At 65.6% G+C, this 25,989-nt stretch carries 23 protein-coding genes; 4 read left to right on the plus strand and 19 right to left on the minus strand.

Annotated elements, in window-relative coordinates; translation table 11 throughout:
• Positions 1 to 37 precede the first annotated feature (37 nt).
• The 7 genes from LKE06_RS30260 to LKE06_RS30290 all read right to left on the minus strand — a co-directional run bounded on the left by LKE06_RS30260 (position 38) and on the right by LKE06_RS30290 (position 6,321).
• A complete protein-coding gene (locus LKE06_RS30260; RefSeq protein ID WP_228002863.1) occupies positions 38 to 1,201 on the minus strand; it encodes a glutathionylspermidine synthase family protein in 1,164 nt (387 codons plus the stop codon).
• Complete coding sequence (locus tag LKE06_RS30265) at positions 1,201 to 2,013, minus strand: hypothetical protein (protein ID WP_228002864.1); 813 nt, start codon at positions 2,011 to 2,013, stop codon at positions 1,201 to 1,203. The genes LKE06_RS30260 and LKE06_RS30265 overlap by 1 nt, the downstream gene beginning before the upstream one ends.
• Positions 2,014 to 2,044: 31 nt before the next feature.
• Complete coding sequence (locus LKE06_RS30270) at positions 2,045 to 2,332, minus strand: acylphosphatase (protein WP_228002865.1); 288 nt, start codon at positions 2,330 to 2,332, stop codon at positions 2,045 to 2,047.
• Positions 2,333 to 2,343: 11 nt separating this feature from the next.
• On the minus strand, positions 2,344 to 2,811 hold the full coding sequence (locus tag LKE06_RS30275) for an OsmC family protein (RefSeq protein WP_228002866.1): 468 nt from the start codon (positions 2,809 to 2,811) through the stop codon (positions 2,344 to 2,346).
• Between the two features lie 93 nt (positions 2,812 to 2,904).
• Positions 2,905 to 3,585 carry a response regulator gene (locus tag LKE06_RS30280; RefSeq protein WP_228003272.1) on the minus strand — a complete coding sequence of 227 codons (681 nt, stop codon included), beginning with the start codon at positions 3,583 to 3,585 and terminating at the stop codon, positions 2,905 to 2,907.
• A gap of 64 nt (positions 3,586 to 3,649) precedes the next feature.
• Positions 3,650 to 6,151, minus strand: a complete 2,502-nt coding sequence (locus LKE06_RS30285) for a sensor histidine kinase (RefSeq protein ID WP_228002867.1) — start codon at positions 6,149 to 6,151, stop codon at positions 3,650 to 3,652.
• Entirely contained in the window at positions 6,148 to 6,321 is a 174-nt protein-coding gene (locus tag LKE06_RS30290) for a hypothetical protein (protein WP_228002868.1), read from the minus strand. Before LKE06_RS30290 ends, LKE06_RS30285 begins: the two co-directional genes overlap by 4 nt.
• A 485-nt stretch (positions 6,322 to 6,806) precedes the next feature.
• Between LKE06_RS30290 and kdpA the strand changes: the two genes are divergently transcribed.
• Genes kdpA through LKE06_RS30305 form a run of 3 tightly spaced genes read left to right on the plus strand, consistent with a single transcriptional unit; the run spans position 6,807 to position 11,542 of the window.
• On the plus strand, positions 6,807 to 8,477 hold the full coding sequence (gene kdpA / locus LKE06_RS30295; protein ID WP_228002869.1) for a potassium-transporting ATPase subunit KdpA: 1,671 nt from the start codon (positions 6,807 to 6,809) through the stop codon (positions 8,475 to 8,477).
• A gap of 1 nt (position 8,478) precedes the next feature.
• Positions 8,479 to 10,638, plus strand: a complete 2,160-nt coding sequence (kdpB, locus tag LKE06_RS30300) for a potassium-transporting ATPase subunit KdpB (protein WP_372477452.1) — start codon at positions 8,479 to 8,481, stop codon at positions 10,636 to 10,638.
• Between the two features lie 16 nt (positions 10,639 to 10,654).
• The gene (locus tag LKE06_RS30305) at positions 10,655 to 11,542 is read left to right on the plus strand and encodes a potassium-transporting ATPase subunit C (RefSeq protein ID WP_228002870.1); all 888 of its coding nucleotides are present in this window, start codon (positions 10,655 to 10,657) and stop codon (positions 11,540 to 11,542) included.
• 119 nt (positions 11,543 to 11,661) lie between these two features.
• On the opposite strand, the gene LKE06_RS30310 is transcribed toward LKE06_RS30305, so the two are convergent.
• The 9 genes from LKE06_RS30310 to LKE06_RS30350 all read right to left on the minus strand — a co-directional run bounded on the left by LKE06_RS30310 (position 11,662) and on the right by LKE06_RS30350 (position 20,355).
• Complete coding sequence (locus tag LKE06_RS30310) at positions 11,662 to 13,818, minus strand: amylo-alpha-1,6-glucosidase (protein ID WP_228002871.1); 2,157 nt, start codon at positions 13,816 to 13,818, stop codon at positions 11,662 to 11,664.
• On the minus strand, positions 13,815 to 15,008 hold the full coding sequence (locus LKE06_RS30315; protein WP_372477459.1) for a glycosyltransferase family 4 protein: 1,194 nt from the start codon (positions 15,006 to 15,008) through the stop codon (positions 13,815 to 13,817). Before LKE06_RS30315 ends, LKE06_RS30310 begins: the two co-directional genes overlap by 4 nt.
• Positions 15,009 to 15,281: 273 nt before the next feature.
• The gene (locus LKE06_RS30320; protein ID WP_228002872.1) at positions 15,282 to 16,352 is read right to left on the minus strand and encodes a PHP domain-containing protein; all 1,071 of its coding nucleotides are present in this window, start codon (positions 16,350 to 16,352) and stop codon (positions 15,282 to 15,284) included.
• 6 nt (positions 16,353 to 16,358) lie between these two features.
• A complete protein-coding gene (locus LKE06_RS30325) occupies positions 16,359 to 16,940 on the minus strand; it encodes a dihydrofolate reductase family protein (RefSeq protein ID WP_228002873.1) in 582 nt (193 codons plus the stop codon).
• Positions 16,941 to 17,000: 60 nt separating this feature from the next.
• Positions 17,001 to 17,867, minus strand: a complete 867-nt coding sequence (mutM, locus tag LKE06_RS30330; RefSeq protein ID WP_228002874.1) for a bifunctional DNA-formamidopyrimidine glycosylase/DNA-(apurinic or apyrimidinic site) lyase — start codon at positions 17,865 to 17,867, stop codon at positions 17,001 to 17,003.
• Position 17,868: 1 nt separating this feature from the next.
• Complete coding sequence (gene rnc, locus LKE06_RS30335; RefSeq protein WP_228002875.1) at positions 17,869 to 18,591, minus strand: ribonuclease III; 723 nt, start codon at positions 18,589 to 18,591, stop codon at positions 17,869 to 17,871.
• A gap of 22 nt (positions 18,592 to 18,613) precedes the next feature.
• Positions 18,614 to 18,796, minus strand: a complete 183-nt coding sequence (gene rpmF / locus LKE06_RS30340; RefSeq protein ID WP_014987105.1) for a 50S ribosomal protein L32 — start codon at positions 18,794 to 18,796, stop codon at positions 18,614 to 18,616.
• A 63-nt stretch (positions 18,797 to 18,859) separates the two neighbouring features.
• Positions 18,860 to 19,489 (minus strand): YceD family protein, encoded by a 630-nt coding sequence (locus tag LKE06_RS30345; RefSeq protein ID WP_228003275.1) that lies wholly within the window; start codon positions 19,487 to 19,489, stop codon positions 18,860 to 18,862.
• Positions 19,490 to 19,608: 119 nt separating this feature from the next.
• Positions 19,609 to 20,355 carry a DivIVA domain-containing protein gene (locus tag LKE06_RS30350; RefSeq protein WP_228002876.1) on the minus strand — a complete coding sequence of 249 codons (747 nt, stop codon included), beginning with the start codon at positions 20,353 to 20,355 and terminating at the stop codon, positions 19,609 to 19,611.
• A 361-nt stretch (positions 20,356 to 20,716) separates the two neighbouring features.
• Between LKE06_RS30350 and LKE06_RS30355 the strand changes: the two genes are divergently transcribed.
• Positions 20,717 to 21,226: a GtrA family protein gene (locus LKE06_RS30355; protein WP_228002877.1), complete on the plus strand. Its 510-nt coding sequence runs from the start codon at positions 20,717 to 20,719 to the stop codon at positions 21,224 to 21,226.
• 67 nt (positions 21,227 to 21,293) lie between these two features.
• Here LKE06_RS30355 and coaD read toward each other — a convergent pair whose 3' ends face one another.
• The 3 genes from coaD to LKE06_RS30370 are packed head-to-tail and all read right to left on the minus strand — an operon-like array spanning position 21,294 to position 25,795.
• On the minus strand, positions 21,294 to 21,779 hold the full coding sequence (coaD, locus tag LKE06_RS30360) for a pantetheine-phosphate adenylyltransferase (RefSeq protein WP_228002878.1): 486 nt from the start codon (positions 21,777 to 21,779) through the stop codon (positions 21,294 to 21,296).
• Positions 21,780 to 21,830: 51 nt separating this feature from the next.
• Positions 21,831 to 22,394: a 16S rRNA (guanine(966)-N(2))-methyltransferase RsmD gene (gene rsmD / locus LKE06_RS30365; protein WP_228002879.1), complete on the minus strand. Its 564-nt coding sequence runs from the start codon at positions 22,392 to 22,394 to the stop codon at positions 21,831 to 21,833.
• Positions 22,391 to 25,795, minus strand: coding sequence for a pyruvate carboxylase (locus tag LKE06_RS30370; protein ID WP_228002880.1), 3,405 nt, complete (start codon positions 25,793 to 25,795; stop codon positions 22,391 to 22,393). Before LKE06_RS30370 ends, rsmD begins: the two co-directional genes overlap by 4 nt.
• Positions 25,796 to 25,989: the final 194 nt, after the last annotated feature.

A 25,989-nucleotide genomic window follows, 5' to 3' on the forward strand; every position in this document is an offset into this window, starting at 1 on the left:
GGTGAGTTGCCTACTGGCCGAGGTTATTCCGCGGCGGTTACCCGACGATGCGGTGTGGCACGAAGGCCGAGCCGTCATCGGTGATCAGACCCGCGGTCTCGCGAATACCGAGTCCGGCGGCGGTATCGCCGACGACCCAGGTACCCAGTACCGGCCGCATATCATCGAATTCCGGTAGCGGGTCCAGCAATTGGTAGACGAACCCCTCTTCGCCGTAGATCCCGCCGGTGGCCGTTTCCATACCCGCGCCGACAATCGTCATGTTGGCACCCTCGCGGCCCAACTTCGGCTTGCGAATGTATTCGGTGAGCTCATTGGGCGCATCAAGGTAGGCGGGCAACAGATTCGGATGTCCGGGATACATCTCCCACAGCACCGCGAGGATGGCCTTGTTGCTCAGCAGCGTCTTCCACAGCGGCTCGATCCACATGGTCTGCGGCAGGCTCGCGACGACCTGTTTACCGAAGTCGTCGTCGAGCACCCATTCCCACGGGTAAAGCTTGAAGATCGCGTCGATGGGCGCCTCGGCCAGGTCGACGAACCGGTCGAGGTCGGTGTCGATGCCGATCTCCTCGATCGGCAGCGCGATGGTGTCGAACCCGGCCTCGGCGGCGGTCTCCTGCATATAAGCGGCGGTGACGTTGTCCTCACCGGTGGCATCGGCGCCGGACCAGGTGAAGTGCAGTTGCGGCAACGGCAGCGCATCGCGCAGTTCGCTCCAGCGCTCGACGAGTTTCTCGTGCAGCGAGTTCCATTGGTCGCCACCGGGATACAGCGAAGTCAGCCAATGCCACTGCACGATCGCTGCCTCCAGCAGCGAGGTCGGCGTATCGGCGTTGTACTCCAGCAGTTTCGCCGGACGCCGCGCGTCATAGCGCAGGTCGAAGCGGCCGTACACGTACGGGTCGCCGCGCCGCCAGGACTCGGCGATCGGCCCCCAACTCCATTCGGGCAGACCGAAATCCCGGTATCGCTCGGTGAGCACGACATGCTCGACCGCGTTCAGGCACATCGAGTGCAGCAACTCGACATCCGCTTCGAGCGCGAGAATCTCCGCCATCTCGAACTCGTAATGCACCGATTCGTCCCAGTACGGCCGGGGCTGACCGCTGGCGTCACGCCCCGGCGCGCCGTAAACGAGCCCCTGCCCCTCGACGATCTGTTGCCAGCCCGGTCGCGGCGTGGTGCGCACCCGCCGCATTACGAACCGCCGCCGCTCTTGCTGCCGAGGCCGCCGCGCTGGATGGAGGCACCGCTCTTGGTCTTGATATCCGCGCCTTTGGGTTGGACGGTACTGCCACCTTGCGGTGGGCTCCCGATGGTGTTGGTGCCGCCGTAGTAATAGCGGTACTGGCTGCCGTTGTAGATGAAAATGCCGTTGCCGCCGCTGTATCCGCCGCCGGAGCTGACCGAGGCCCGATCGCACAGATCGTCGTCAACCACGACCTCCTGGCCGTTCTGATCGATCTGGGTGCAGTACGCGGTTACCTTGTCAGGTTTGGTGAGCGCCCGATAGGCCAGGTACCCGCCGCCGACCAACCCCGCGACACCGACGATGGCGACACCGCCTATGAGGATCCGATTGCGGGTTCGCTTCTTGGCCTCCTCCGCGACAATGGCGGCGCGCTGCTGCTCCTCGGCGTGCTTGCGCGCCTTGTCGCGCGCCCTCGCCTCGGCGACTGTCGGCGGACGTGGCTGGGTGACACCCGCGGTCTGCCGTTGGATACTGCCCGGCCGGGGCGGCGTCGCGAACTGCGGCGGTTGTGCCTGCTGAGGAGAACCCGGCTGCACGGGCTCGGAGGACGCCCCGGGAGTGCCGGGATCGGCGGTGCCGCTTTCCGGTTCCGGTGGTGGGGGTGGCACGTGGTGTTCGGCGAGGGTCGGCCTCTCCCCTTCCGACATGGATTCACCGGACCCAGCGGGTGGTGACGGTGTGGGTGGTTGCGGGGGCGCGGTAGCCGGATCGAGTTCGTCGGGCCGGCCCCGGTCCCCGCCGGGGACCTGCGTACTCAACGATCACTCCCCTTGGTCGCTGCCAAGTCCACTACCGCTCCTCGAATCCGGTCAAATCACCCCTCGCGGCGTCCCAGCTTTCCACAACGAGATCCACCCGGCCCGGAGTGTCCCCGGAACGCAGCAAACCCAGCAACCGCTCGCAGGCGTTTCGCGGTCCCTCCGCGACCACGTGCACCCGTCCGTCACGGGCATTGGTGGCATGCCCCTGCAAACCGAGTTCCAGAGCTCGGGCCCTGGTCCACCAACGGAATCCGACACCCTGCACCCACCCGTGCACCCAGGCACTGAGGCGGACCACCTCGGATCCGCTGGGCACCGTTTGGTCCGTCACCCGTCGACGTCGAACGACAGCGTGACCTTGGTGCCCGCCTTCAGCGTCCGCCCTACGGTGCACACCTTGTCGATTGCGCGCTGCACAGTCACCAGCAGCCGCTCGCGAGCCTGCTCATCCAACTCGCTGAGGTCGAGTTCGAAGGCCTCCTCGAGCTGCGGATACACCTCGTTCTCGCGGTCGGCGTCGCCGGAGACGCGGATTGTCGCGTCGAAGTTGTCCCCCAGTTTGCGTGACAGCGGGAAATCCGCGCTCAAACCCGCGCACGCCGCGAGCGCGATCTTCAGTAACTCCCCCGGGGTGAACACACCGGGCACACCCTGCGATCCGATCAAGACCTCGGCGCCGCGCGAACTGCGGCCGGTGTATGCCCTGGTCCCAGTGCGCTCGACCCACAGCGTGGTTTCCTGTGGTGGGGTCGGTGCGGTGGTCGGGTTCACGGATGCAGCGGTCTGGTCGGCCATGGTTCGATCCTGCCATCTTCGTCGGAAACGGTGCCTGCGTGCTCGGCGTCTCGTCACGCAACCATCGTCGGCCCAGCCATATTCCTAAAGGCCCTATTCCTGGAAGCGGTAGCCCATGCCGGCCTCGGTCAGCAGATGCTTGGGGTTGGCGGGGTCGACCTCCAGCTTTCGCCGCAGCTGCGCGAGATACACACGCAGGTAATGGGTTTCGGTGGCATAGGACGGTCCCCAGACCTCACGCAACAATTCCTTGCGGCCGACGAGTTTGCCGCGGTTGCGGACCAACATTTCGAGCATGCCCCATTCGGTGGGGGTCAAATGGACTGTCGCACCGCTCTTGGTTACCTTCTTCGCTGCCAGATCGACGGTGAACGACGACGTCACCACCACCGGACCGGACGAGTCGGTGTCGGTGGCGCCGCGCCGGACCGCCGCACGCAGTCGGGCCAGCAATTCGTCCATGCCGAACGGTTTGGTGACGTAGTCGTCGGCCCCCGCGTCCAGCGCCTCCACCTTGTCGGTCGAATCGGTGCGCGCCGACAGCACGATCACCGGGGTCTGGGTCCAACCGCGCAGCCCGGCCAGCACCTCGATCCCATCGATATCCGGCAGGCCAAGATCCAGGATCACCACGTCGGGGTGCTTATCCGCCGCGGCTCGCAGTGCCGCGGCACCGGTCCCCGCGGTGATCACCTCGTATCCGCGCACCGAGAGGTTGATCCGCAGGGCGCGCACGATCTGCGGTTCATCATCGACCACCAGTACCTTGGTCACCGGCACTTCAGGCTTGCTGTCGGTCATGGCGACTTCCTGTGTCATGCGGGCGACCCCGCCGTCATCAACCACGTTCAGCGTCTTCAGTTTCCGGCCCACGGCCTGCCGGCAGATCGACGAGCATCGTCAACCCACCGCCCGGTGTCGGTTCAGCGTGCACCTCGCCTCCCATCGCCTCGACGAATCCGCGTACCACCGAAAGACCGAGCCCGACACCGGTGGTGTTGTCTCGATCGCCCAGGCGTTGGAACGGTTCGAACAACTGCTCTTCGGCGCCGGGCGGGATGCCGGGACCGGCGTCGATAACGGCGATTGATACGTGATCGCCGGTGCGTTCGGCGGTCACTCGTACGGGGGTGTCCCTGGACGAGTGCCGCAGCGCGTTATCGATGAGATTGGCCAAGACGCGCTCCAGCAGCCCGCCGTCCGCCAGCACCGAGACCTCACCACCCTCCACCTTGACCCGATCCATTGCCGCACGCCGCAAACCGCGCGCGCCCATCCCGACGCTCACCAGCGCGCGGTGTGCCACCTCGTCCATGTACACCTGCCGCATTTGCGGTGCGACAACGCCGACCGCAAGCCGAGACGAGTCGAGCAGATTGCCCACCAGCGCGGTCAGCTGATCCACCGATTCCTCGACCGTTTCCAGTAATTCAGCGGTGTCCTCCGGTGAGAACTCGATGTCTTCGCTGCGCAGGCTCGATACGGCCGCCTTGGCGCCGGCCAGCGGTGTGCGCAGATCGTGGCTGACCGCCGAGAGCAAGGCCCGTCGCAGTCGATCGGCCTCCAGCAGCGCCGCCGAGGCGCTCGCCTCCTCGGCAAGACGCGCCTGACGCACCAGCCCGGCGGCCTGATTCGCGACCGCGTTGAGCACCAGCCGATCACCGGGTTCGAGCGGGCGCCCGGCCAACAGCAACCAACTCGACGCGTCTCCCGCCTCGATCGAGGTCTCGGCATCGCTCACCCGGCGCGGCGGGCGCTCGCCGACCTCGGCGAGTATTTGCTCGCCGCACAGCAGGCTCACCGCCCGCTGACCGTAGGTCTCCCGGATCCGCTCGAGCAGATTGGGCAGATCCGCGCCGTGCAGCACCGCCCCCGCGAACATGGTGAGCAACTCGGCCTGCCGGGAAGCCTTGCGCGCCTGGCGGGTCTGTTTCGCCGCCACGTCCACCAGGGCGGCGACCGCGACCGCGACGATGAGCAGCACCACCACGGTGAGGAAGTTGTTCGGCTCGGAGATGGTCAGGCTGTAGCGGGGCGTGGTGAAAAACCAGTTCAGCAGTAATCCGGACAGCAGCGCCGAAAGTGCCGCGGGGACAATGCCGCCCAGCAGCGCTACCGCGACAACGCCGACGAAGAAGACCGCGCTGATGCCGCCGAGATCGAGATGCTTGCCCAGGATCGTCGAGCCGATCACACACACCAGCACCGGAACCGCGACAGCCGCGGGCCAGGCGACCACCGGTTGGCGTGGGCTGAACGAGTAGCGGCGCAGACCGCGGTTCGCCTGTTCGTGGGTCACCATATGCACGTCGATTTTCTCGGAGCGTTGCACCACCGTCGATCCGATACCCTCATCGAGCATGCGCGCCCAACGCGAGCGCCGCGAGGTACCGAGCACCAATTGGGTGGCGTTCACCTCACGCGCGAATTCCAATAGCGCGGTGGGCACATCGTCGCCGGTGACGGTATGACTCGCTGCGAGTTCACGCAGCCGGGTCAGGCGTGCGGTCGAGACGCCTGCCAGCCCGTCCCCGCGCACGACGTGCACAACAACCAGCTCCGCACTGGACTTGGTGGCGATCCGACTGGCTCGGCGCACCACGGTTTCCGATTCCGCACCGCCGGTCACCGCGACGACAACCCGTTCGCGGGCCTCCCACAACTCAGTGATCTTGTGGTCGGCTCGATATTTCGCAAGTGCGGCGTCGACCTGATCGGCCAGCCACAGCAGTGCCAATTCGCGTAGGGCGGTCAGGTTTCCGGGTCGGAAGTAATTGCGCAACGCCGCGTCGACCTTATCGGCGGCATAGACATTGCCGTGGGAAAGCCTGCGGCGCAACGCTTCCGGTGTGATATCGACGAGCTCGACCTGATCCGCACTGCGTACCACCGCATCCGGAACCGTCTCCCGCTGCACGATGCCGGTGATCTGCTCGACGACGTCGTTGAGGCTCTCCAGATGCTGCACATTGACCGTCGACACCACATCGATGCCCGCTTCGAGCAGCACCTCGACATCCTGCCAACGCTTCTCATGCACGCTGCCGGGTGCGTTGGTGTGTGCGAGTTCGTCGACGAGCACCACCGCGGGCCGCCGCCGTAGCACCGCGTCGACATCGAGTTCGGGGAGTTCGGTACCTCGATAGGAGACCATCTTCGTCGGAATCCGTTCTATACCCGCGAGCAACTCGGCGGTCTTGGACCGACCGTGCGTCTCGACGACCGCCGCAACCACGTCACGGCCGCGCTCCAGTCGCCGGTGCGCCTCGCCGAGCATGGCGAAGGTCTTGCCGACTCCTGGTGCCGCGCCGAGGTAGATGCGCAGTTGCCCGCGTTTCACTCCTTCATCATTGCGCGCCGCGGTGTGCCTTGGTCGATTCGCACCCATTGTCCGCCGAAACCCGGGTCCCACCGGCGGCGTTCATATCCGCGACCGAGCGATTCCAGCGCGCGGATGACCAGCGCGCAGCAAACAAACCCGACAATCACAGCAACCGTGACAGCCGACATGACCGATCCTCTCCATTACCGACGCGACACCGGTTGCGCAGGAGCCCGCGCGACGGCCGGTGTCCCTTTCTACCGCGACGATTTCGCCACGAACTGGATCTTTACGGTGTGTTGACGGGTTGTCCGGCCACCTTGACGGCATCCTTTCACCTGCAATCGCCGGTCGGCTCACCTGCAATCGCCGGTCGGCGTAAACGAAGCGTCAATGCTCGTCGACACGGCGCTAAAGACCCGTAAGGAAGCTCGGCACCAGCCCGAATGACCGCTTGACTCGCCCTGTGGCGCTCCATGAAGGGGGCGCAAATGGAGGTTGTGTAAATGTCTGTCGTGGTGTTCACGGTGCTGACCGTGGCGATCTTCGCGCTGCTCGGCCTGATCCAGCGGGGGGTGGAAAAGCTGTGATCGCGAATCTGATCGGTCTGGTCCTGGCTATTCTCGTCGCGGTCTTCATGGTCGCGGCGCTGCTTTTCCCCGAGAGGTTCTAGGTGAACACCACCACCGCGGGGATCGCGTTCGCGGCATCCCTGATCATTGCGCTCGCCCTGATCCATGTGCCGCTGGGCGACTACATGTACCGGGTCTACAGCGGCACCAAGCACTCACGCGCCGAGCGCGTCATCTATCGCGCCATCGGTGTACAGCCCGGCGTCGAGCAGAGCTGGGCCGTATATGCCCGTAGCGTGCTCGCGTTTTCCGCGGTCAGCGTTCTGTTCCTGTTCTTCTTGCAACTGATCCAGGGCAAGCTCCCGCTGCACCTGAGTGATCCTGGCACCGAAATGACTCCGGCGCTGGCGTGGAACACCGCGATCAGCTTCGTGACGAACACGAACTGGCAGAACTACGCCGGTGAGTCGACTCAGGGGCACCTGGTGCAGATGACCGGGCTCGCGGTGCAAAACTTCGTCTCGGCGGCGGTGGGCATCGCCGTGGCGGTCGCGCTGGTGCGCGGTTTCGCGCGCAGGCACACCGGCGACCTCGGCAACTTCTGGGTCGATCTGGTACGCGGCACGTTGCGGATTCTGCTGCCGCTGGCGTTCGTCTTCGCCATTGTGCTGGTCGCGGGAGGCGCGATCCAGAACTTCCAGCTGCACGACCAAGTCGCGCAGACACTCAACGGCTCCCAGCAGACCATTACCGGCGGCCCGGTGGCCAGCCAGGAGGTCATCAAGGAACTCGGCACCAATGGCGGCGGTTTCTACAACGCCAACGCCGCGCACCCGTTCGAGAACCCGACTACCTGGACGAACTGGGTCGAGATCTTCCTGATTTTGATGATCAGCTTTTCGCTACCGCGAACCTTCGGCCGAATGGTCGGCAGCCGGAAACAGGGCTACGCGATCGTGGCGGTGATGGGCACGATCGCGCTGTTGAGCCTGACGTTGCAGAACCTCTTCCAGCTCCAGCATCACGGCACCGTGCCGACCGCCATCGGCGCGTCCCTCGAGGGGGTCGAGCAGCGCTTCGGCGTCGCCGATTCCGCGACGTTCGCCACCGCGACCACGCTGACCTCGACCGGAGCCGTCGACTCGTTCCACGACTCCTACACCAGCCTCGGCGGCATGATGACGATGTTCAACATGCAGTTGGGTGAGGTCGCCCCCGGTGGAACGGGTTCGGGCCTCTACGGCATGTTGATCCTCGCGGTGATCACCGTCTTCGTGGCCGGCCTGATGGTCGGTCGTACACCGGAATACCTGGGCAAGAAGATCACGCCACGCGAAATCAAGCTGGCCGCTTCATATTTCCTGATCAGTCCGCTGATCGTGCTGGTAGGCACGGCAATCGCGATGGCGATGCCCGGCCAGCGCGCCGCCATGGCCAACTCGGGACCGCATGGGCTCTCGGAAGTGCTGTACGCGTTCACCTCCGCGGCGAACAACAACGGGTCCGCGTTCGCGGGTCTGGCCGGCAATACCGAGTGGTACAACACCGCGCTCGGTCTGGCCATGGTGTTCGGCCGATTTCTGCCGATGATTTTCGTGCTGGCCCTTGCGGGTTCGCTCGCCCGGCAGGGCACAACTCCCGAGTCGATCGGCACGTTGCCGACCCATCGGCCGCAGTTCGTCGGCATGGTAGTCGGCGTCACCCTGATCTTGGTCGCACTCACCTTCCTGCCCGCACTCGCGCTCGGGCCGCTCGCCGAAGGAATCCACTGACATGCCTACTCCGACAACCGAACTCGCTGGTCCCGCTCCTGAAATACCGCACCAGAGTGCACGCCGCGGCGGCCCGGAGCACGGCGTCCTCGATCCGAAGATGCTGCTGACCTCCCTACCCGGCGCGATACGCAAACTCGACCCGCGCACTATGTGGCACAACCCGGTCATGCTGATCGTGGAGATCGGCGCCGTCTGGTCGACCGTGCTCGCGCTGACGAAGCCGAGCTTCTTCGCCTGGGCGATCGTGGTGTGGCTGTGGCTCACCGTAATCTTCGCGAACCTCGCGGAAGCGGTGGCCGAGGGACGCGGCAAAGCCCAGGCCGACACACTGCGAAAAGCCAAGACCGACACCATGGCTCGGCGGCTGCTGAGCTGGTCACCGGGGGCGGGGTCGGTCGAAGAGTCGGTCGGTGCGCCGGCATTGCAGCGCGGCGACTATGTGGTCGTCGAGGCCGGTCAGGTCATTCCCGGCGATGGCGATGTCGTGGAAGGCATTGCGTCGGTGGACGAATCGGCCATAACCGGCGAATCCGCTCCGGTCATCCGGGAATCCGGTGGAGATCGCTCGGCGGTTACGGGCGGTACCACCGTGCTTTCGGACCGGATCGTCGTGAAAATAACCCAGGAGCCCGGCGCGAGTTTCATCGACAAGATGATCGCTCTCGTCGAGGGCGCGAGCAGGCAGAAGACGCCCAATGAGATCGCGCTGAACATCCTGCTCGCCGCGCTGACGATAATCTTCGTGTTCGCGGTAGTCACGCTGCAGCCGATGGCCATCTTCGCCAAGTCGAACAACCCTGGGGTGCCCGACACTTCGGCTCTTGACATGCATGGCGTGACCGGGATCGTCATGGTTTCGCTACTGGTGTGCCTCATCCCGACCACCATCGGCGCGCTGTTGTCGGCTATCGGCATCGCGGGCATGGACCGGCTGGTGCAACGCAATGTGCTGGCCATGTCCGGGCGCGCGGTCGAGGCCGCGGGCGATGTGAATACGCTGCTGTTGGACAAGACCGGCACCATCACCCTCGGCAACCGGCAGGCCTCGCAATTCGTCCCGGTACCTGGCATTCCGGATGACGAACTGGCCGATGCCGCCCAACTGTCCAGCCTCGCCGACGAGACCCCCGAGGGTCGATCCATCGTCGTCTACGCCAAACAAGCGTTCAATAAACGCGAACGCACCCCCGGTGAGCTGACGGGCGCGACCTGGGTGGAATTCACCGCGCAAACGAGAATGTCGGGTGTCGATCTCGCCGACGGACATCAACTACGCAAGGGCGCGGCCAGCGCGGTCACCGATTGGGTTCAGACACACGGCGGTTCGGTGCCCACCGAGATCGGCGTGATCGTCGACGGTGTCTCCGCCTCCGGCGGTACTCCCCTTGTGGTCGGCGAACACCACGACGGCACCGCCCGGGTGCTCGGCGTCATTCACCTGAAAGACGTGGTGAAGCAGGGCATGCGGGAGCGTTTCGACGAAATGCGCCGGATGGGCATCCGCACGGTAATGATCACCGGCGATAACCCGTTGACCGCCAAGGCGATTGCCGACGAGGCGGGCGTCGACGACTTCCTCGCGGAGGCGACCCCGGAGGACAAACTGGCGCTGATCAAACAGGAGCAGGACGGCGGCAGGCTGGTCGCGATGACCGGCGACGGCACCAATGACGCCCCCGCGCTGGCGCAGGCCGATGTCGGCGTCGCGATGAACACCGGCACCTCGGCGGCCAAGGAAGCCGGGAACATGGTCGATCTGGATTCGGATCCGACCAAGCTCATCGAGATCGTGGAGATCGGCAAGCAGTTGCTCATCACTCGCGGTGCGCTGACCACGTTTTCGATCGCCAACGACATCGCCAAGTACTTCGCGATCATTCCCGCGCTGTTCGTGACGATCTTCCCCGGCCTGGGTCTGCTGAACGTCATGCGGCTGGCCAGTCCGCAGTCGGCGATTCTCTCGGCGGTCATCTTCAATGCGATCGTCATCGTCGCGCTGATACCGCTAGCGCTACGCGGGGTGAACTACCGGCCGTCCAATGCGTCGAAACTGTTGAGCCGCAATCTGACGATCTACGGGTTCGGCGGCATCGTCGCACCGTTCATCGGCATCAAGCTCATCGACCTCGTCGTCCAACTCCTCCCCGGGATGTCCTGATATGTCAATCTTCACAATGCGGAAGTCAACCTGGATCCGCCAGCACCTGGCCGCACTACGTGCGCTGCTGGTGCTGACCGTCATCACCGGAATCGTCTATCCGCTGGCGGTTTTCGTGATCGCCCAAGTGCCCGGCCTGCACGACAGGGCGAATGGGTCGCTCATCGAATCCGGTGGCGAGGTGGTCGGCTCCAGCCTCATCGGGCAGTCCTTCGCCGATGCCGACGGCAAAGCACTCGCGCAGTATTTCCAAAGCCGTCCGTCCGCGGCGGGCGACGGCTACGACCCGTTGTCCTCCGGGGCGAGCAACCTCGGCCCAGAGAGCATCGTGGACACTTTGAACGCGGATCCGAGCAATGCGAAACCGAGCCTGCTGTCCACGGTGTGCGCACGCAGCAAAGAGATCGGCGACCGTGAGGGGGTCGACGGCAGCCGTCCGTTCTGTACCGAAGATGGTGTCGGCGCCGTTGTTTCGGTGATCGGCCCGCGTGACACCAACGGTGCGGTCAGTCATCCGGTGCGGGTGGTGAGTGTCAACCAGGCATGCCCCGCGCAGCCGTTCGTCGCCACCTACCTCGGTGTGCGGGTCGAATGCGCCAAGCCGGGCGAGGACTACTCGGTGGGCCGCATCGTCCCGATTCGCGGCGACGCCCCCGCCGATTCGGCCGTACCCGCCGACGCGGTCACCGCCAGCGGCAGCGGCTTGGACCCGAATATCTCACCGGCCTACGCCGCGATTCAGGTGGCTCGAATCGCCAAGTCTCGCGACATTTCCGAGGATCAGGTGCGTCAGGTCCTCGACGCGCACACCGCAGGCCGCACGCTGGGCTTCCTCGGCGAACCGCGCGTCAACGTGGTCGAACTGAATATCGACCTGGACAACCGCGACCCCCCGCGCGGCTGAGCACAGGGCCCGCCACCACGGCGGGCCCTTCAGGGTGGCACCGACGACCGGTCGCACTGTCGGCCGCACGGCGCCGCGCAGGCCACAGCCGCCCCACACGGCAATCCCACGCCCCAGGATCAGCGCGTGATCAGTTGCCAGTCCTCGGGCAGCCGCGCCGCGGTGACCTGATTGCCTTGCACCTCGAGATCGACGGTCACCGAACCCAATCGCAGGTCACCGATCGTGATCTTGCCCCACTCCGGTGGCAGCTGTGGCCGCACAGTCAGCGTGCGGGCGGGGACATTCGGATTCAGCCCGAGGAACGCGCGCACCAGCAGCAGCGGCGCCGCGCTCGCCCACGCTTGCGGCGAGCAGGATGTCGGATACGGCACCGGAACCGCGAACTGGGTGCGCGGAAAACCGCAGAACAATTCTGGCAGGCGACCGCCGAAAAACGCTGCCGCATCCAGCAATCCGCTCGCCAGCTGGGTCGCCAGCTCGACCGCGCCCGGCACGTGCTGGTAGCGCAGCAGACCGGCGACGGCGATCGCGGTGTCGTGCGGCCACACCGAACCGCAGTGGTAGCTCATCGGGTTGTAGGCGCCCATCGATGAGGCGAGCGTCCGAAGCCCGAAACCGGTGTTCATCTCCGCGCTCGATAGCCGCTCGATCAGTTCGGCGGCATGCTGGTCGCTGGCGATGCCCGCCCAAAGGCAATGCGCCGCATTGCTTGTCAATGCGTCGACCTGCCTCTTGTGCCCATCCAACGCGACCGCGTACCAGCCGCGGTCGGGCAGCCAGAACTGCTCGGCGAACTTGCCGTGCAATTCCGCCGCGCGCTCACGCATCTTGCGCGCGACGCGCACGTCCTCGAACGCCTCGGCCAGTTCCGCACGGGCTACCAGAGCGGCGTGCACGTAGCCCTGGACCTCGCACAGCGCGATCGGCGCCTCCGGGAAGTGCCCGGCGGCATCGTTGATTCCGTCGAAGCTATCCTTCCAGCCCTGATTGATCAGACCACGATCGGTGGCGCGACGGTACTCGACGAAACCGTCGTGGTCCCGGTCGCCGCAGTCGATGATCCAGCGGACCGCGGCGTCGGCGGCGGGTAGCAGCGCCTTGATCACCTCCGGATCGGCACCCCACCGATAGCATTCCGCCAGCAGCATCACGAAAAGCGGTGTCGCGTCGACAGTTCCGTAATAGGTATTGCCGCCGAGCACCTGCCCGCTGGCCGGACCACGGCGCATCTCGTGCATGATCCGCCCCGGCTCCTCCTCGGTGAGCGGGTCGACGGTCTGGCCTTGCAGATCGGCCAATTGTTGCAGGGTGCCCAGCGCGAGGTCGACCTCCAACGGGAGCGCCATCCACGCGGTCAGCAGACTGTCGCGGCCGAACAGCGTCATGAACCACGGCGCACCAGCGGCCACGAAGGGACGACCGGAGCTGGAGTCGTCATGAATCTGCAGAGCACCGAGATCGCTTTCGGAACGTCGCAGCACCTGGGCGAGTACCGGATCAGTCGCGGCGATATTGGTCGCGGTATCGCGCCACGCGGCGATCTTGCGGCTGGGTGCGCTGAGACGTGGGCTCTGCCCCGGCGCCAACGGCGCCTGGACCCGCTGATTACCGACCTTCGGCTGGGCGATGATCTCGGTCTTCCAACTCGTGCCGGGCAGCACGACGACTCGCCACACCAGCGAGCCGTGCATAACTTCCGGTTCGACAGTCGAGGACACCGACAGCCCGCGCGTCCGATCGGTCCGGTCGTGCAACAGCAACTCGCCCTCACCGACTGTGACCTCGGCACGTCCGTGCCCGGCGCGGCCCTCTTTCACCGCGAACAGATCCACGAAATCGGCGTCGACGTGCAGTTCCAGGTTGACCGCGGTGGGTTCACGGCCCATGTTCTCCAGCCGCAATGTTTCGTGCATACCGTCGGCGATGAGCCGCTCGCGCACCACCAGCAAGGTGCTGTCGGCAAGCCCCGCCTGTGGTGGCCTGCGCAGCACGAACCTGGCGGCGAACGCCTCGGGACTCAGCACCGACAGCGACTCGGCGGGCTTGCCGTCCACCAGCAGTTCCCATCGGGACAGGACCCGGGCGTCCCGGAAGAACAGCCCGTGTGGCCGCCCCGGCTCGACATCGCCGAGCCGGTTCGACAGACAGAAAGTCCCGCCCTCGACCAACGTCACGGAACCGCCGCAACCGCCGAGCCTCGACGGCTCACCGGCGTTCAATGGCGTTGGGGTGGGCGGTGCGGGTTTCGCCGCACCGCCGTCGTCTAACGTCATACGGGCTCGCTCGCCGCTACCCGGATCGGGACCGCATCACCCAGCCAGCGGCTGGCACGAGCGGCGGTACTCGACCGCAATAGCTGTTGATAGACCTGTTCGTAGCCTTGTCCCAGCGTGCTCGCACCGAAATTCGCCTCGACATGCGCGCGGCAGGCAGCCGGATCCATATCGCGCATTTCGGCGATAGCGGCGGGTAGCTCGGCGGGATCATCACAGATCCGACCCGTCACCCCATCGACGATCACCTCCGTGACCGCGCCGCCGCGCAGCGCGACCACCGGTGTGCCACAGACCATCGACTCGATCATCACCATGCCGAATGGTTCCTCCCAGCGGATCGGGAACAACAAACAGCGCGCGCCTGCAAGGAGTTTACGCTTGGCAGCCGCGTCGGCGAGGCCGAACACATGGTCGCGCTCGGTCAGCAACGGACGCACCTTCTTCTCGAAGTACGCCTGCTCCGATGGCTCGCTGCACTTGCCGGCGAGCACCAGCGGGATACCGGCCGCGTGCGCGGCCTCCAGCGCCAGGTGCGGCGCCTTGCACTCGTTGAACCGGCCGAGGAACAGCGCGTAATCCCCTTTCTCCGGTTGGAACGGCCACTGCTCCACATGGAGCGCATTGTGTACGCGCCCGACCCAGTTCAGGTCCGGCGCCAATGCACGCTGGCGGTCGCTGATGGCCACCAGTGCCACCTCTTTCCCCAGCTCGTGGTAGTACCGGTAGGAATCGTCCTCGACCGGTCCGTGCACGGTCACCACCGTCGGCAACCCCAGACCCCAGTAGGACGGGGCATTGAGGGGGCCGGCGAAGGTGTGATCGTGCACCAGGTCCAGGCCGGAGGTGGCAGCAATCCGCTCAATCGCCCGCCGCGTCTTCAGCGCGTGCACGACCTCCGGAAACGGATCACCGAGCCGCTCGGGCAGCGCCCGGTCCCAGACCGGGACGAATGTGGCTTTGGTACCTGGTTCACCGGCACCGAGCAATGTCACGTGGTGCCCGCGTGTGACAAGCGAGTCGACCAAATCGGCGACTACAGCTTCGACACCCCCGTACGCCTTTGGTGGCACGTCGAAATAGGGTGGAACAACCATGGCAATACGGAAGCGTTCGCCGACATGATCGATCGACAGCAAATCCGAACAGGCGATGGGCGCCGAAATCGGCGCGGATAACCCTGCGCTCATGACCATCCTTCCAGGGACAACCGTTTGCACATCCACCCAGCACTCGGTGCGCTGGGCGCCGAACGTGGTGGCCGCCGCGGCGGAGGTGAAGACTAGAGCCTGCACCGCCGTCCATCGGGCTTGGTTGGCCTGGTCACGCCGTAGCGCGATCAGGGGGGCCGTCAAACAACGTACCTCCAATAGATGAATTCGAACCAAGCAGTTGGCCTTTTCGGGGTCTGACCAGGAGTTGGACAGTGGCCGTGGTCGCCGCTGCGCGGGCGAGGCGTCTCGTTACCCGCGATGCTCGTCCGAGCCGGTCCAGGCGAGCAGGTCGTCCAGTGGCCAAGTGTTGATAATCCGCTCCGGTGCAACACCATTCGCGACGGCTCGTTCGCAGCCGTAACCCTGCCAGTCCAGTTGTCCGGGTGCATGTGCGTCGGTGTCGACGCTGAAGTGACAGCCCATGTCCGCGGCGAGCCGCAATAGGCGTGCGGGCGGATCGCGACGCTCAGGCCGGCTGTTGATCTCGACAGCGGTGCCATAATGGCGGCACGCTTCGAAAACGAGCTCCGCGTCGAAACTCGATTCGGGGCGGGTACCCCGCTCTCCCTCGACTAACCGCCCGGTGCAGTGGCCGAGGACATCCACATGCGGGTTCGCCACCGCGTACACCATCCGCTTGGTCATGGTTTCGCTGTCGGCGCGCAGATGTGAATGCACGCTGGCGACCACGATATCGAGCCCGGCCAGCAGCTCGGCCTCCTGATCCAGGGTGCCGTCATCGAGAATGTCCACTTCGATACCGGTCAGAATCCGAAACGGCGCCATCCGCTCGTTCAGTTCGGCGACCACATCCAACTGACGCCGCAACCGGTCCGCGGACAGTCCGTTGGCCACCGTCAGTCGCGGCGAGTGATCGGTCAGTGCGCAGTATTCGTGCCCGAGCGCCGCGGCGACACCCATCATTTCGGCGATCGGGCTGCCACCATCGGACCAATCGGAGTGAGTATGCAGATCGCCGCGCAGCAGCGTGCGCAACGGCATGCCCGGCACCCCGATCGGCCGCGCTTCCTTGCGCAGCTCGACAAGATAGTCCGGTATCGCACCGGAATACGCCTGCTCGATCACCGCCGCGGTCTTCGGCCCGATCCCGGCGATATCGCGCCAGCCGCGCGCGGCCCGATGCGTTTGCCGCTCCGAATCAGGTAGCGCCGCAACAATATTCGCCGCGCGTCGATATGCCTTGACCCGATGTGTCTGCGCGCGCGAGCGTTCCAGCCAGAAGCCGATCTCACGCAACGCCTCCACCGGACCCGGCACCTGTGATGAGTCCGGCTCAGCGGTCGGATCATGTTCCGCCACAGCGGGTCAGCGAATCCTGCTGTACTTCATGAAAGCCACTCCATCCTCGAAAACCCGGCTGGTGATCACCCGGAATCGCGCCGCATCCGGCTGGCGCATACCGGCGCCGAACAGCGGTCGACCCCGACCGAGCACCACCGGATACAGCTTCAGGAAGATCTGGTCGATTTCCGGCAATAACGCTTGGGCCAGCTCGCCGCCGCCGCACAGCCAGATCCCGAGCCCGTTATCCCGCTTGAGCTCCCGCACCTTCTGCAGTGGGTCGGTGGCGATCAGCTCGACCGCCGGATCCGGGCTCTCCGGCAGCGTCGTCGACACCACGAACTGCCGAAGGTGCGCGTAAGGACTCGAGGTCCCGGTCCGCACCCCGAAGTCGTGGGTCTTGCGGCCCATCAGCACGGAATCGAAATAGCGGTTCTGCCTATCGACACCGAGCGCCTCGCGCACCTTGGTTGGCAGCGTCTCCGGGTATTGCGCGGTGATCGCCGGACCATGATCACCGCCCACCGGGAAGAAGTCGACCGAGCCGTCCTCGGTGGCGATGAATCCATCTATGGTCGAGGCGACGTAGTAGGTGAGTTTGCGCATATGTCCTTCCTCCACGGTCGGAGTGACTGCCCGAACCGCCTAAGAAGAAACGGTAGCTCGCTAGCGCGGATGGGGTCGAGGCTTCGGCTGGCAGCGCGGGCAAGAGTAGGACGAACGGTTCATGAACCGTTCGCGACGGATCGGCGCACCGCAGCGACGGCACGGCTCGTCCTGACGGCCGTAGGCGGCCAGCGAACGCTCGAAATACCCGGACTGACCGTTCACGTTCACATACAGCGCGTCGAACGAGGTGCCACCGGCGGCCAGCGCTTCGCCCATCACCGCGCCGACCTCGGCGAGCAGCCTTCGCAGGGCAGGCCTGGTCAGCCCTGCCGCCGACCTGTTGCCATGGATCTCGGCACGCCACAGAGATTCGTCGGCGTAAATATTGCCGATTCCGGAGATCACAGACTGATCCAGCAACAGCCGCTTGATCTCGGATTGTTTGGCACGCAATACGGCCACCACGGATTCGGGCTCGAAGAGTGGATCGATAGGGTCGCGCGCGATATGTGACACCGGTTCGGGCAGCAAAGCACCGTCCACTGCGACCAGGGGCGCCAGGGCCCAGCCACCGAAGGTGCGCTGATCGACAAAACGCAGCTGGGTGTCATCGTCGAGGGTGGCGAGAATGTGGGCATGCTTCTCGACCGGGGCATCGAACGGTTGCACCAGCATCTGGCCGCTCATCCCCAAATGCACGACGAGCGACACGTCGGGATCATCGAAGGTCAGCCACAGATACTTGCCGCGCCGTTGCGCGGCGGCCACTCGTAGTCCGGTCATCCGAGCAGCCAGATCGGCGGCGCCTTCCAAATGGCGGCGCACCGAGCGGGGATGGGTCACCGTCACCGACTCGATCACGCGACCGACCACGTGTTCAGCGAGTCCGCGACGGACCACCTCTACCTCGGGGAGTTCGGGCACGTCAGCCTTCGGCGATCAGCACCTGGTAGGCGGCGCCCGCGGCCTTCTGTTCGGCTTCCTTCTTGGAGCGGCCGACTCCGGTGCCGTAGGACCGGCCACCAACCACCGTGGTCGCGGTGAATTCCTTGTCGTGGTCGGGACCCGTCGATGTGATCTCGTAGCTGGGCACGCCTAGTCCACGTTCGGCGGTGAGCTCCTGCAGGCTGGTCTTCCAATCGAGGCCGGCCCCCATCCGGGGACCCCGCTCGAGCAGATCGGCGAACAGCCGCAACACCACTTCACGCGCTACCTCGATGCCATGCTCCAAATGCACCGCACCGAGCAGCGACTCCATACCGTCGGCGAGGATGCTCGGCTTGTCCCGGCCGCCGGTGAGCTCTTCGCCCTTCCCCAGCAGCAGGTATTGTCCGAGCCCGCCCTCGCCGAGCCCGCGTGCCACCTCGGCCAGCGCGTGCATGTTGACCACACTCGCGCGCAGCTTGGCCAGCTCACCCTCGGACTTCTCCGGGTGCTCGCGATAGAGCCGCTCGGTAATGCTGAGGCCGAGGACCGAGTCGCCTAGGAATTCCAGGCGCTCATTGGTCGGCAGCCCACCGTTTTCGTAGGCATACGACCGGTGAGTCAGCGCGAGGCGCAGCAAATCGGGCTGCACGTCCACGCCGAGCGCGGCGAGCAGCCGACCATGGTCATCGGACGGGCCTGTTTCGTCCTTACTGACGGTCACGTCGTTACGACAGGTCGAACGATCAGACAGCAGCGGTGACCTGGCGGCCCTTGTAGGTGCCGCAGGAGGGGCACGCGATGTGCGGCAGGGTCTTCTCGCCGCAGGCGCGGTTCGGGCACGTGATCAGGGTCGGCGCGGTGGCCTTCCACTGACTGCGCCGCGACCTGGTGTTGGAACGGGACATCCGGCGCTTGGGAACGGCCACGACTACTTCTCCTCTTGTCGTACTGCTTGCCAGTTAGGCAGAACGGTTTTGGTCTTGATGGTTTTAATCGTCTTTGTCGGCCGCGCCCGAATCGGGGCTGCCACTGCCGGGCGACTCGGTGGCGAACTTCGCCAACCCGGCCCAGCGAGGGTCAAGTATCTCATGCCCATGATCGGAACCCGCAATCGCCATCCGGACACCGCATTCCGAGCACAGCCCGGGGCAGTCCGGCGAACACAGCGGCTGCAGCGGAAGCTCCAGACCGATGGCGTCGATGATCACCGGTTCCAGGTCGATCGTGTCGTCGACGAGACGGTGGACCTCGTCATCCTCGGTGGTCTGTTCGGTGGCGCTATCCGGATACGCGAACAGCTCGGTGAGGTTGAGCTCGATCTCCGCGGTGAACGGCTCGAGGCAGCGCGTGCACTCTCCGGCGGTTTCACCCGAGACCGTGCCGGTCACCAACACACCCTCGGACACCGCCTGCAGCATCAGATCGAGTTCGACCTCGGAGCCTGCCGGAATGGCGATCAGATCCAGCCCGATCCGATCCTTCGTGGTGACCGTGCGACGCAGTTCCCGCATCGTGCCGGGGCGACGACCCAGGCTTCGGGTGTCCAGCACGAAAAACGCGTCCGGCATGCGGCGCGAAGCCGCATTGGAACGCGAGGCGGAACCGGAACCGGCGGGCATCACGAACTCACTTACGTCGAAGGGGAAAATGGGCAACCAGTCAACAGTACTCGAGGTGTGGACCGAAGCTCAAAACGCCCGCCGCTTTCCCGGCCTCGGCCGGAACGAACCTGCGGCCGCTAGCGGCGGTACTCGGTGGCGTAGTCGGGTGAGCCCGCACCGGAACGCAGCTGGTGGCGGCCCCGATTGACGGTTCGAAGAGTGTTGTTCAGAGTGTCTTCGAACTCTGCGAGTTTGTTATCGACGTACTGGTCGCATTCGTCACGCATGCGATCGGCGTCGGCGTGCGCCCCATCGATGACCTGCGCCGATTCGGCGTGCGCGGCGCGCACCACCTCGGTCTGCGCCACCAGACGCGCCTGCTCGGCCTGCCCCTCGGCGACGGACCGGCCGTAGGATGCCTTGCCCGCCTCGATCATCCGCTCCGACTCGGTGCGGGCCCGGCCGGTGACGGCCTCGAATTCGGCGTTGCCTTCGGCCACGACACGATCGGCCTCTGCTTGCGCGGTCGTGACCAAATGATCGGCGTGCGCGCTCGCCTCCGCCACCATGCGGTCGGCATGGTCTTTGGCATCGGCCAGGATTCGGTCGGCTTCATCGCGAGCGGATCCGACGGTCTGACTGGCCTGCTCGTTGGCGCCGGTCACCGTCGAATCCGCGGCCGAGCGGGCATCGGAAACAATCTTGTCGCGGTGATCGAGCACGTCCTGGGCGTCGTCGAGTTCGCCGGGCAGCGCGTCACGCACGTCATCGAGCAGTTCCAGGACATCGCCTCTGGGCACGATGCAGCTGCGGGTCGGCGGGATGCCACGCGCCTCCTCGACGATGGCAACCAGCTCGTCGAGTGCTTCGAATACGCGATACATGCTTACTAACCCCACTCTCATGCGGACTTACGGCGAACTCTCCACCGAGGCCCAGTGTGCCTCCCGTCACGGCTGGCGCCGAGTCATCCTCCGGTGTGTCGTCACAGTGTCTCGAACGCCACAAAATCAAGTGGAGGATCCCCCTCCGTTTGGTGATACATTTGTCCGGGAGGTCGGAACAAGATCTTCATAAGCGAAGCCCAGGCCCCCACCGGGACTGTGGGACAGGAGGACGCCAACGGGCGGACATCCGGAAGCGGGTGATCGACGAGTCTCGAAGCGATAGTCGTGAGCCGGCGGGAAGGAAAGCGATAACCGTCGCTGTTGTCCATACCAAAGGCTCGTGTTCGATCGGAAGACAATGACTGTTCTGGAAGTCCCGCAACCGGCGGCTGCCACCATCTACGCACCATGGGTGGGCCCATACCCGGTGCTGCGGTCGGTAACGGTTGCGCGGCCGTTCGAACGGGTCGTGCAGTATCTGCGCGGTGACCGCGCCTTCCCGCAGTTGATTCGCTTCGCGCTGGTCGGCGGTTCCAGCAATATCGCCTACGTTCTGCTGTTCTTCGCCATGCACGGCATCGGGCCGCTGGTCGCCAATGTCATCGGATCGATCGTCAGCACCGTGATCGCCAATGAGCTACATCGCCAGCTCACCTTCCACGCCTCCGGCCGAGTCGGCTGGTTCACCGCGCAATGGGAGGGCGGCGGCCTGGCGCTGATCGGTCTCGGCGTGACCACCGCCGGACTCGCCGCACTGGATGTGTGGACCCCGGGCATCGGCGGAATCGCCGAGGCGTCCGCGATTCTCGCCATCACCGCAGCCGTTGGCGGCGCGCGGTTCCTCGCCCTGCGCGGTCTGGTCTTCTAGTCAGCGACATACAACCGCCCTGCTTCCAAAGATCGTCCGAAGCAGGGCGGTTTCGTCTGTGCGGCTCCTAGGCGCGGCGTTCGGCCAAGCGGGCCAGCAGGCGTTTGTGAACGAGAGGTGGGAGCATGTCGGTGACGTCACCGCCGAAGTTGGCGACCTCTTTGACCAGCGAGCTGGACAGGAAGCTGAAGGCCGGGTTGGTGGCGATGAAGAAGGTGTCCACACCGGAGAGCTTCTTGTTCATCTGGGCCATCTGCAGCTCGTAGCCGAAGTCGCCCGCATCGCGCAGCCCCTTCACGATCGCGCTGATGCCCTGCTCACGCGCGAAATCAACCAGCAGGCCGTACCACGACTCCACCCGAATATTCGGCAGGTGGCTGGTCGCGTCACGCAGCATCTCCATGCGCTCCTCGACGCTGAACATGCCCTGCTTGTTTTTGTTGATCATGACGGTCACCACGACCTCGTCGAACTGGGCCGCTGCCCGGTTGAAGACATCGATATGCCCATTGGTCACCGGGTCGAACGAGCCCGGGCACAACGCTCCTGCCATACGCCAAACGCTAGCAGGCGGGTATCGGGGCGCAGGCTCGGGTGCGGGCCGCTAGTTGTCCGGCTCGTACTGCGCGAGTTCGATCCTGGTCTCGCCGTACTTCCTCGGTTCGGCCGGGACATAGCTTGCGGGCCAATCGATCTCGGCCGAGCGAATGGACCTTTCCACCACAACGACGGCCGCCGGCGTCAGCCAACCGTGCTCGGCCAACGCACCCAGGTCGGCCACCACCGAACCGGTGTCGAGCTCGTATGGCGGATCGGAGAACACCAGATCGAATACGCCCGCTGCCGCACGATCGAGCACCGAAGCCACCGCACCGACGCGCAGTTGCGCGCCGGGCAGCCCGAGATCATCGATATTGCCGCGCACGACCGCGGCGGCCTTGCGGTCGGATTCGATCAACAGCGCGTGTGCGGCGCCGCGCGAGAGCGCTTCCAGACCTAGTGCGCCCGATCCGGCGTAAAGGTCGAGCACGCGGACACCCTCGAAATCGATCCGGGCGTCCAGCGCGCTGAAAAGAGCTTCACGCACCCGATCGGACGTGGGTCTGGTCCCGGCGGGCGGCACCCGCAGCCGCCGCCCGCCTGCCGTTCCCGCGACGATTCGCGTCATTGTGCCGAGGACTCGCGCACAGCCAGCTCGATCAGCAGATCGCCGCCCTCGACCTGCTGCACCGGGCCGATCGCGACCCGTCCGACGATGCCCGCGCGTGGCGCGGTGATCGCGGCCTCCATCTTCATCGCCTCGATGGTGCCTACGGTGTCACCCGCCGCGATCGAATCACCTTCCGACACAGCCAATGTCACGACACCCGCGAACGGCGCGGCGATATGGCCCGCATTGGTCTTGTCCGCCTTCTCCGCGGCCGGGATCTCGCTGGCGATGGCGCGGTCGCGTACCGCGACCGGGCGCAGCTGACCGTTGAGGATGCACATCACCGTGCGCATGCCGCGCTCGTCCGGCTCGGAGATGGCCTCGAGACCGATGAGCAGCGTTACTCCCTTCTCCAACTGCACGCGATGTTCGTCGCCACGGCGCAGTCCGTAGAAGAACTGGTTGGCCGACAGGCCGGTGGTGTCGCCGTACTTCTCGCGGTGCGCGAGGAATTCCGCGGTCGGGGCCGGGAACAGCAGCCGGTTGAGGGTGTCACGTCGCTGCTGCGCGGAACCTGCGAGCCCGGCCTCGTCTTCGGCCGTCAGCGCGGTTTCCGGTTTCGCGGGTCCACGGTCTGCCAGCGCGCGGCTGCGGAACGGTTCGGGCCAGCCGCCTGCCGGGGTGCCGAGCTCCCCGCGCAGGAAACCGATGACCGAATCCGGGATGTCGAAGCGACCCGGATCGGTGGCGAAATCCTCGATCTCGACGCCGGTGCCGACGAGCGCAAGCGCCAGATCCCCGACCACCTTCGACGAGGGCGTCACCTTCACCAGGCGACCGAGCAGGCGGTCAGCCGCGGCGTATTTCGCTTCGACCTCTTCGAATCGGTCGCCGAGCCCGAGTGCGATGGCCTGCTGGCGCAGGTTCGACAACTGTCCGCCCGGGATCTCGTGGGTGTATACCCGGCCGGTGGGGGCGGGCAGGCCGGACTCGAAGGGCGCGTACACCTTTCGCAGCGCCTCCCAGTACGGCTCCAAGTCACAGACGTTCTGCAGATTCAGGCCGGTGTCGAATTCACTGTGCGCGGCGGCGGCGACGATCGCCGACAGCGCGGGCTGGCTGGTGGTGCCCGCCATGGCCGCACTGGCGCCGTCGACGGCGTCCGCGCCCGCCTGCCATGCCGCGAGGTAGGTGGCCAGCTGACCACCCGGTGTGTCGTGGGTGTGCACGTGCACCGGCAGGTCGAAGTTGCTGCGCAGCGCCGTGACCAGGGTCGCGGCGGCCGGAGCGCGCAGCAGTCCGGCCATATCCTTGATGGCGAGCACGTGCGCGCCAGCGTCCACGATCTGCTCGGCGAGCTTGAGGTAATAGTCGAGGGTGTAGAGGGTTTCGTCCGGGTTGGACAGATCGCCGGTGTAGCTCATCGCGACTTCGGCTATGGCCGTACCGGTTTCGCGCACCGCGTCGATGGCAGGACGCATCTGGTCGACATTGTTGAGCGCGTCGAAGATGCGGAAGATATCGATGCCGGTACTTGTCGCTTCCTCGACGAACGCGCGCGTCACCCGCTCCGGATACGGCGTGTAACCGACGGTGTTGCGGCCACGCAGCAGCATCTGCAGGCAGATATTGGGTACTGCCTCACGCAATGCGGCCAGCCGCTCCCACGGGTCCTCGTACAAGAAGCGAAGCGCCACATCATAAGTCGCGCCACCCCAGGCCTCGATGGATAAAAGCTCGGGGGTCAGCCGCGCGACGTGCCCGGCGACATCGAGCAGGCCGTTGGTACGCACCCTGGTCGCGAGCAGCGACTGGTGTGCGTCGCGGAAGGTGGTATCGGTGACGCCGAGGGCCTTCTGGGCGCGCAGCGCCTGCGCGAAGCCCTCCGGCCCCAGCTGCAGCAGGCGCTGTCTGGAACCGGCGGGCGGTGCGGCGCTGAGATCGAGAGCGGGCAGTTTGTCATGCGGGTAAATCGTGGTCGGTCGCTCGCCGTGCGGCTTGTTCACGGTGATGTCGGCCAGGTAGTTGAGAATCTTGGTACCGCGATCGGCGGACCCGCGCAGCGTCAGCAACTGGGGGCGCTCTTCGATGAATGATGTCGTGACCCGGCCCGCGCGGAAGTCGGGGTCATCGAGCACCGCCTGCAGGAAAGGAATATTGGTCGCCACACCGCGGATCCGGAATTCCGCGACCGCGCGGCGCGCTCGCGAGATCGCGGTCTCGAAGTCGCTTCCACGGCAGGTGAGCTTCACCAGCATGGAGTCGAAGTAGGCGCCGACCTCGGCACCGAGGTTGGCGCCACCATCGAGGCGGATACCGGCACCACCTGGAGTGCGGTAGGCGGTGATCCGGCCGGTATCGGGGCGGAAACCGTTGGCCGGGTCCTCGGTGGTGATACGGCACTGCAGTGCGGCGCCGTGAATGGCCACCGTGTCCTGGCTCAGGCCGAGCTGCTCGAGGGTCTCACCCGCCGCGATGCGCAGCTGCGCCTGGACCAGATCGACATCGGTGATCTCCTCGGTCACCGTGTGCTCGACCTGGATACGCGGGTTCATCTCGATGAAGACGTGATTGCCGCGCTCGTCGAGCAGGAACTCGACGGTGCCTGCGCAGCTGTAACCGATCTGGCGTGCGAAGGCGACCGCGTCGGCGCAAATCCTCCCGCGCAGCGCGGGATCCAGGTTCGGTGCGGGCGCGAGCTCGATCACCTTCTGGTGGCGGCGCTGTAGTGAACAGTCCCGTTCGAACAGATGCATCACGTTGCCGTGCTGATCGGCCAGGATCTGCACCTCGATATGGCGCGGATTGACCACAGCCTGCTCCAGGAACACCGTCGGATCGCCGAACGCCGACTCGGCCTCCCTGGACGCCGCCTCGATGGACTCGCGCAGCTGCGCGGCTTCGGCGACGCGGCGCATACCGCGTCCACCACCACCCGCGACCGCTTTGACGAAGATCGGGTACGTGAGTTCCTCGGATGCCGCGAGCAGTTCCTCGACATCGGCCGTGGGCGCGCTGGAACGCAGCACCGGCAGCCCGGCGGCCTTGGCCGCGGCGATAGCGCGCGCCTTGTTGCCCGCCAACTCCAGCACATCGGCGGACGGTCCGATGAAGGTGATGCCCGCACGGGCGCAGGCCGCGGCCAGATCAGGATTCTCCGACAAGAAGCCGTAGCCGGGGTAGATCGCGTCCGCGCCCGCCGACTTCGCGGCCTCGACGATGGCGTCGATCGACAGATAGGCCCGGACCGGGTGCCCCTCTTCGCCGATTTGATAAGACTCGGCCGCCTTCAACCGATGGACGGAATTGCGATCCTCATACGGGAAGACCGCAACCGTCCCGATACCGAGTTCGTAGGCCGCGCGGAAGGCCCGGATCGCGATTTCACCGCGGTTTGCAACCAAGACTTTCGAGAACATTGGCCTAACGTACCTGCCGCCCAACTCGGCCCGGACAGCGAAGGTCCTTCGCACGAATCTTCACAACCAGACCTAGCACGCTTGCGAAGTTTCGTTAGTGCGGTTGTGATATCGGCTGCGCGCCTCGGTCATCCTCGCCTATGCTGGATGGCGCAGCTGGTTCGCCGAGCGCAGACGAGATGGAGCCCCTACGT

The sequence above is a fragment of the Nocardia australiensis genome (assembly GCF_020733705.1).
GTDB classification, from domain to species: Bacteria; Actinomycetota; Actinomycetes; order Mycobacteriales; family Mycobacteriaceae; genus Nocardia; species Nocardia australiensis.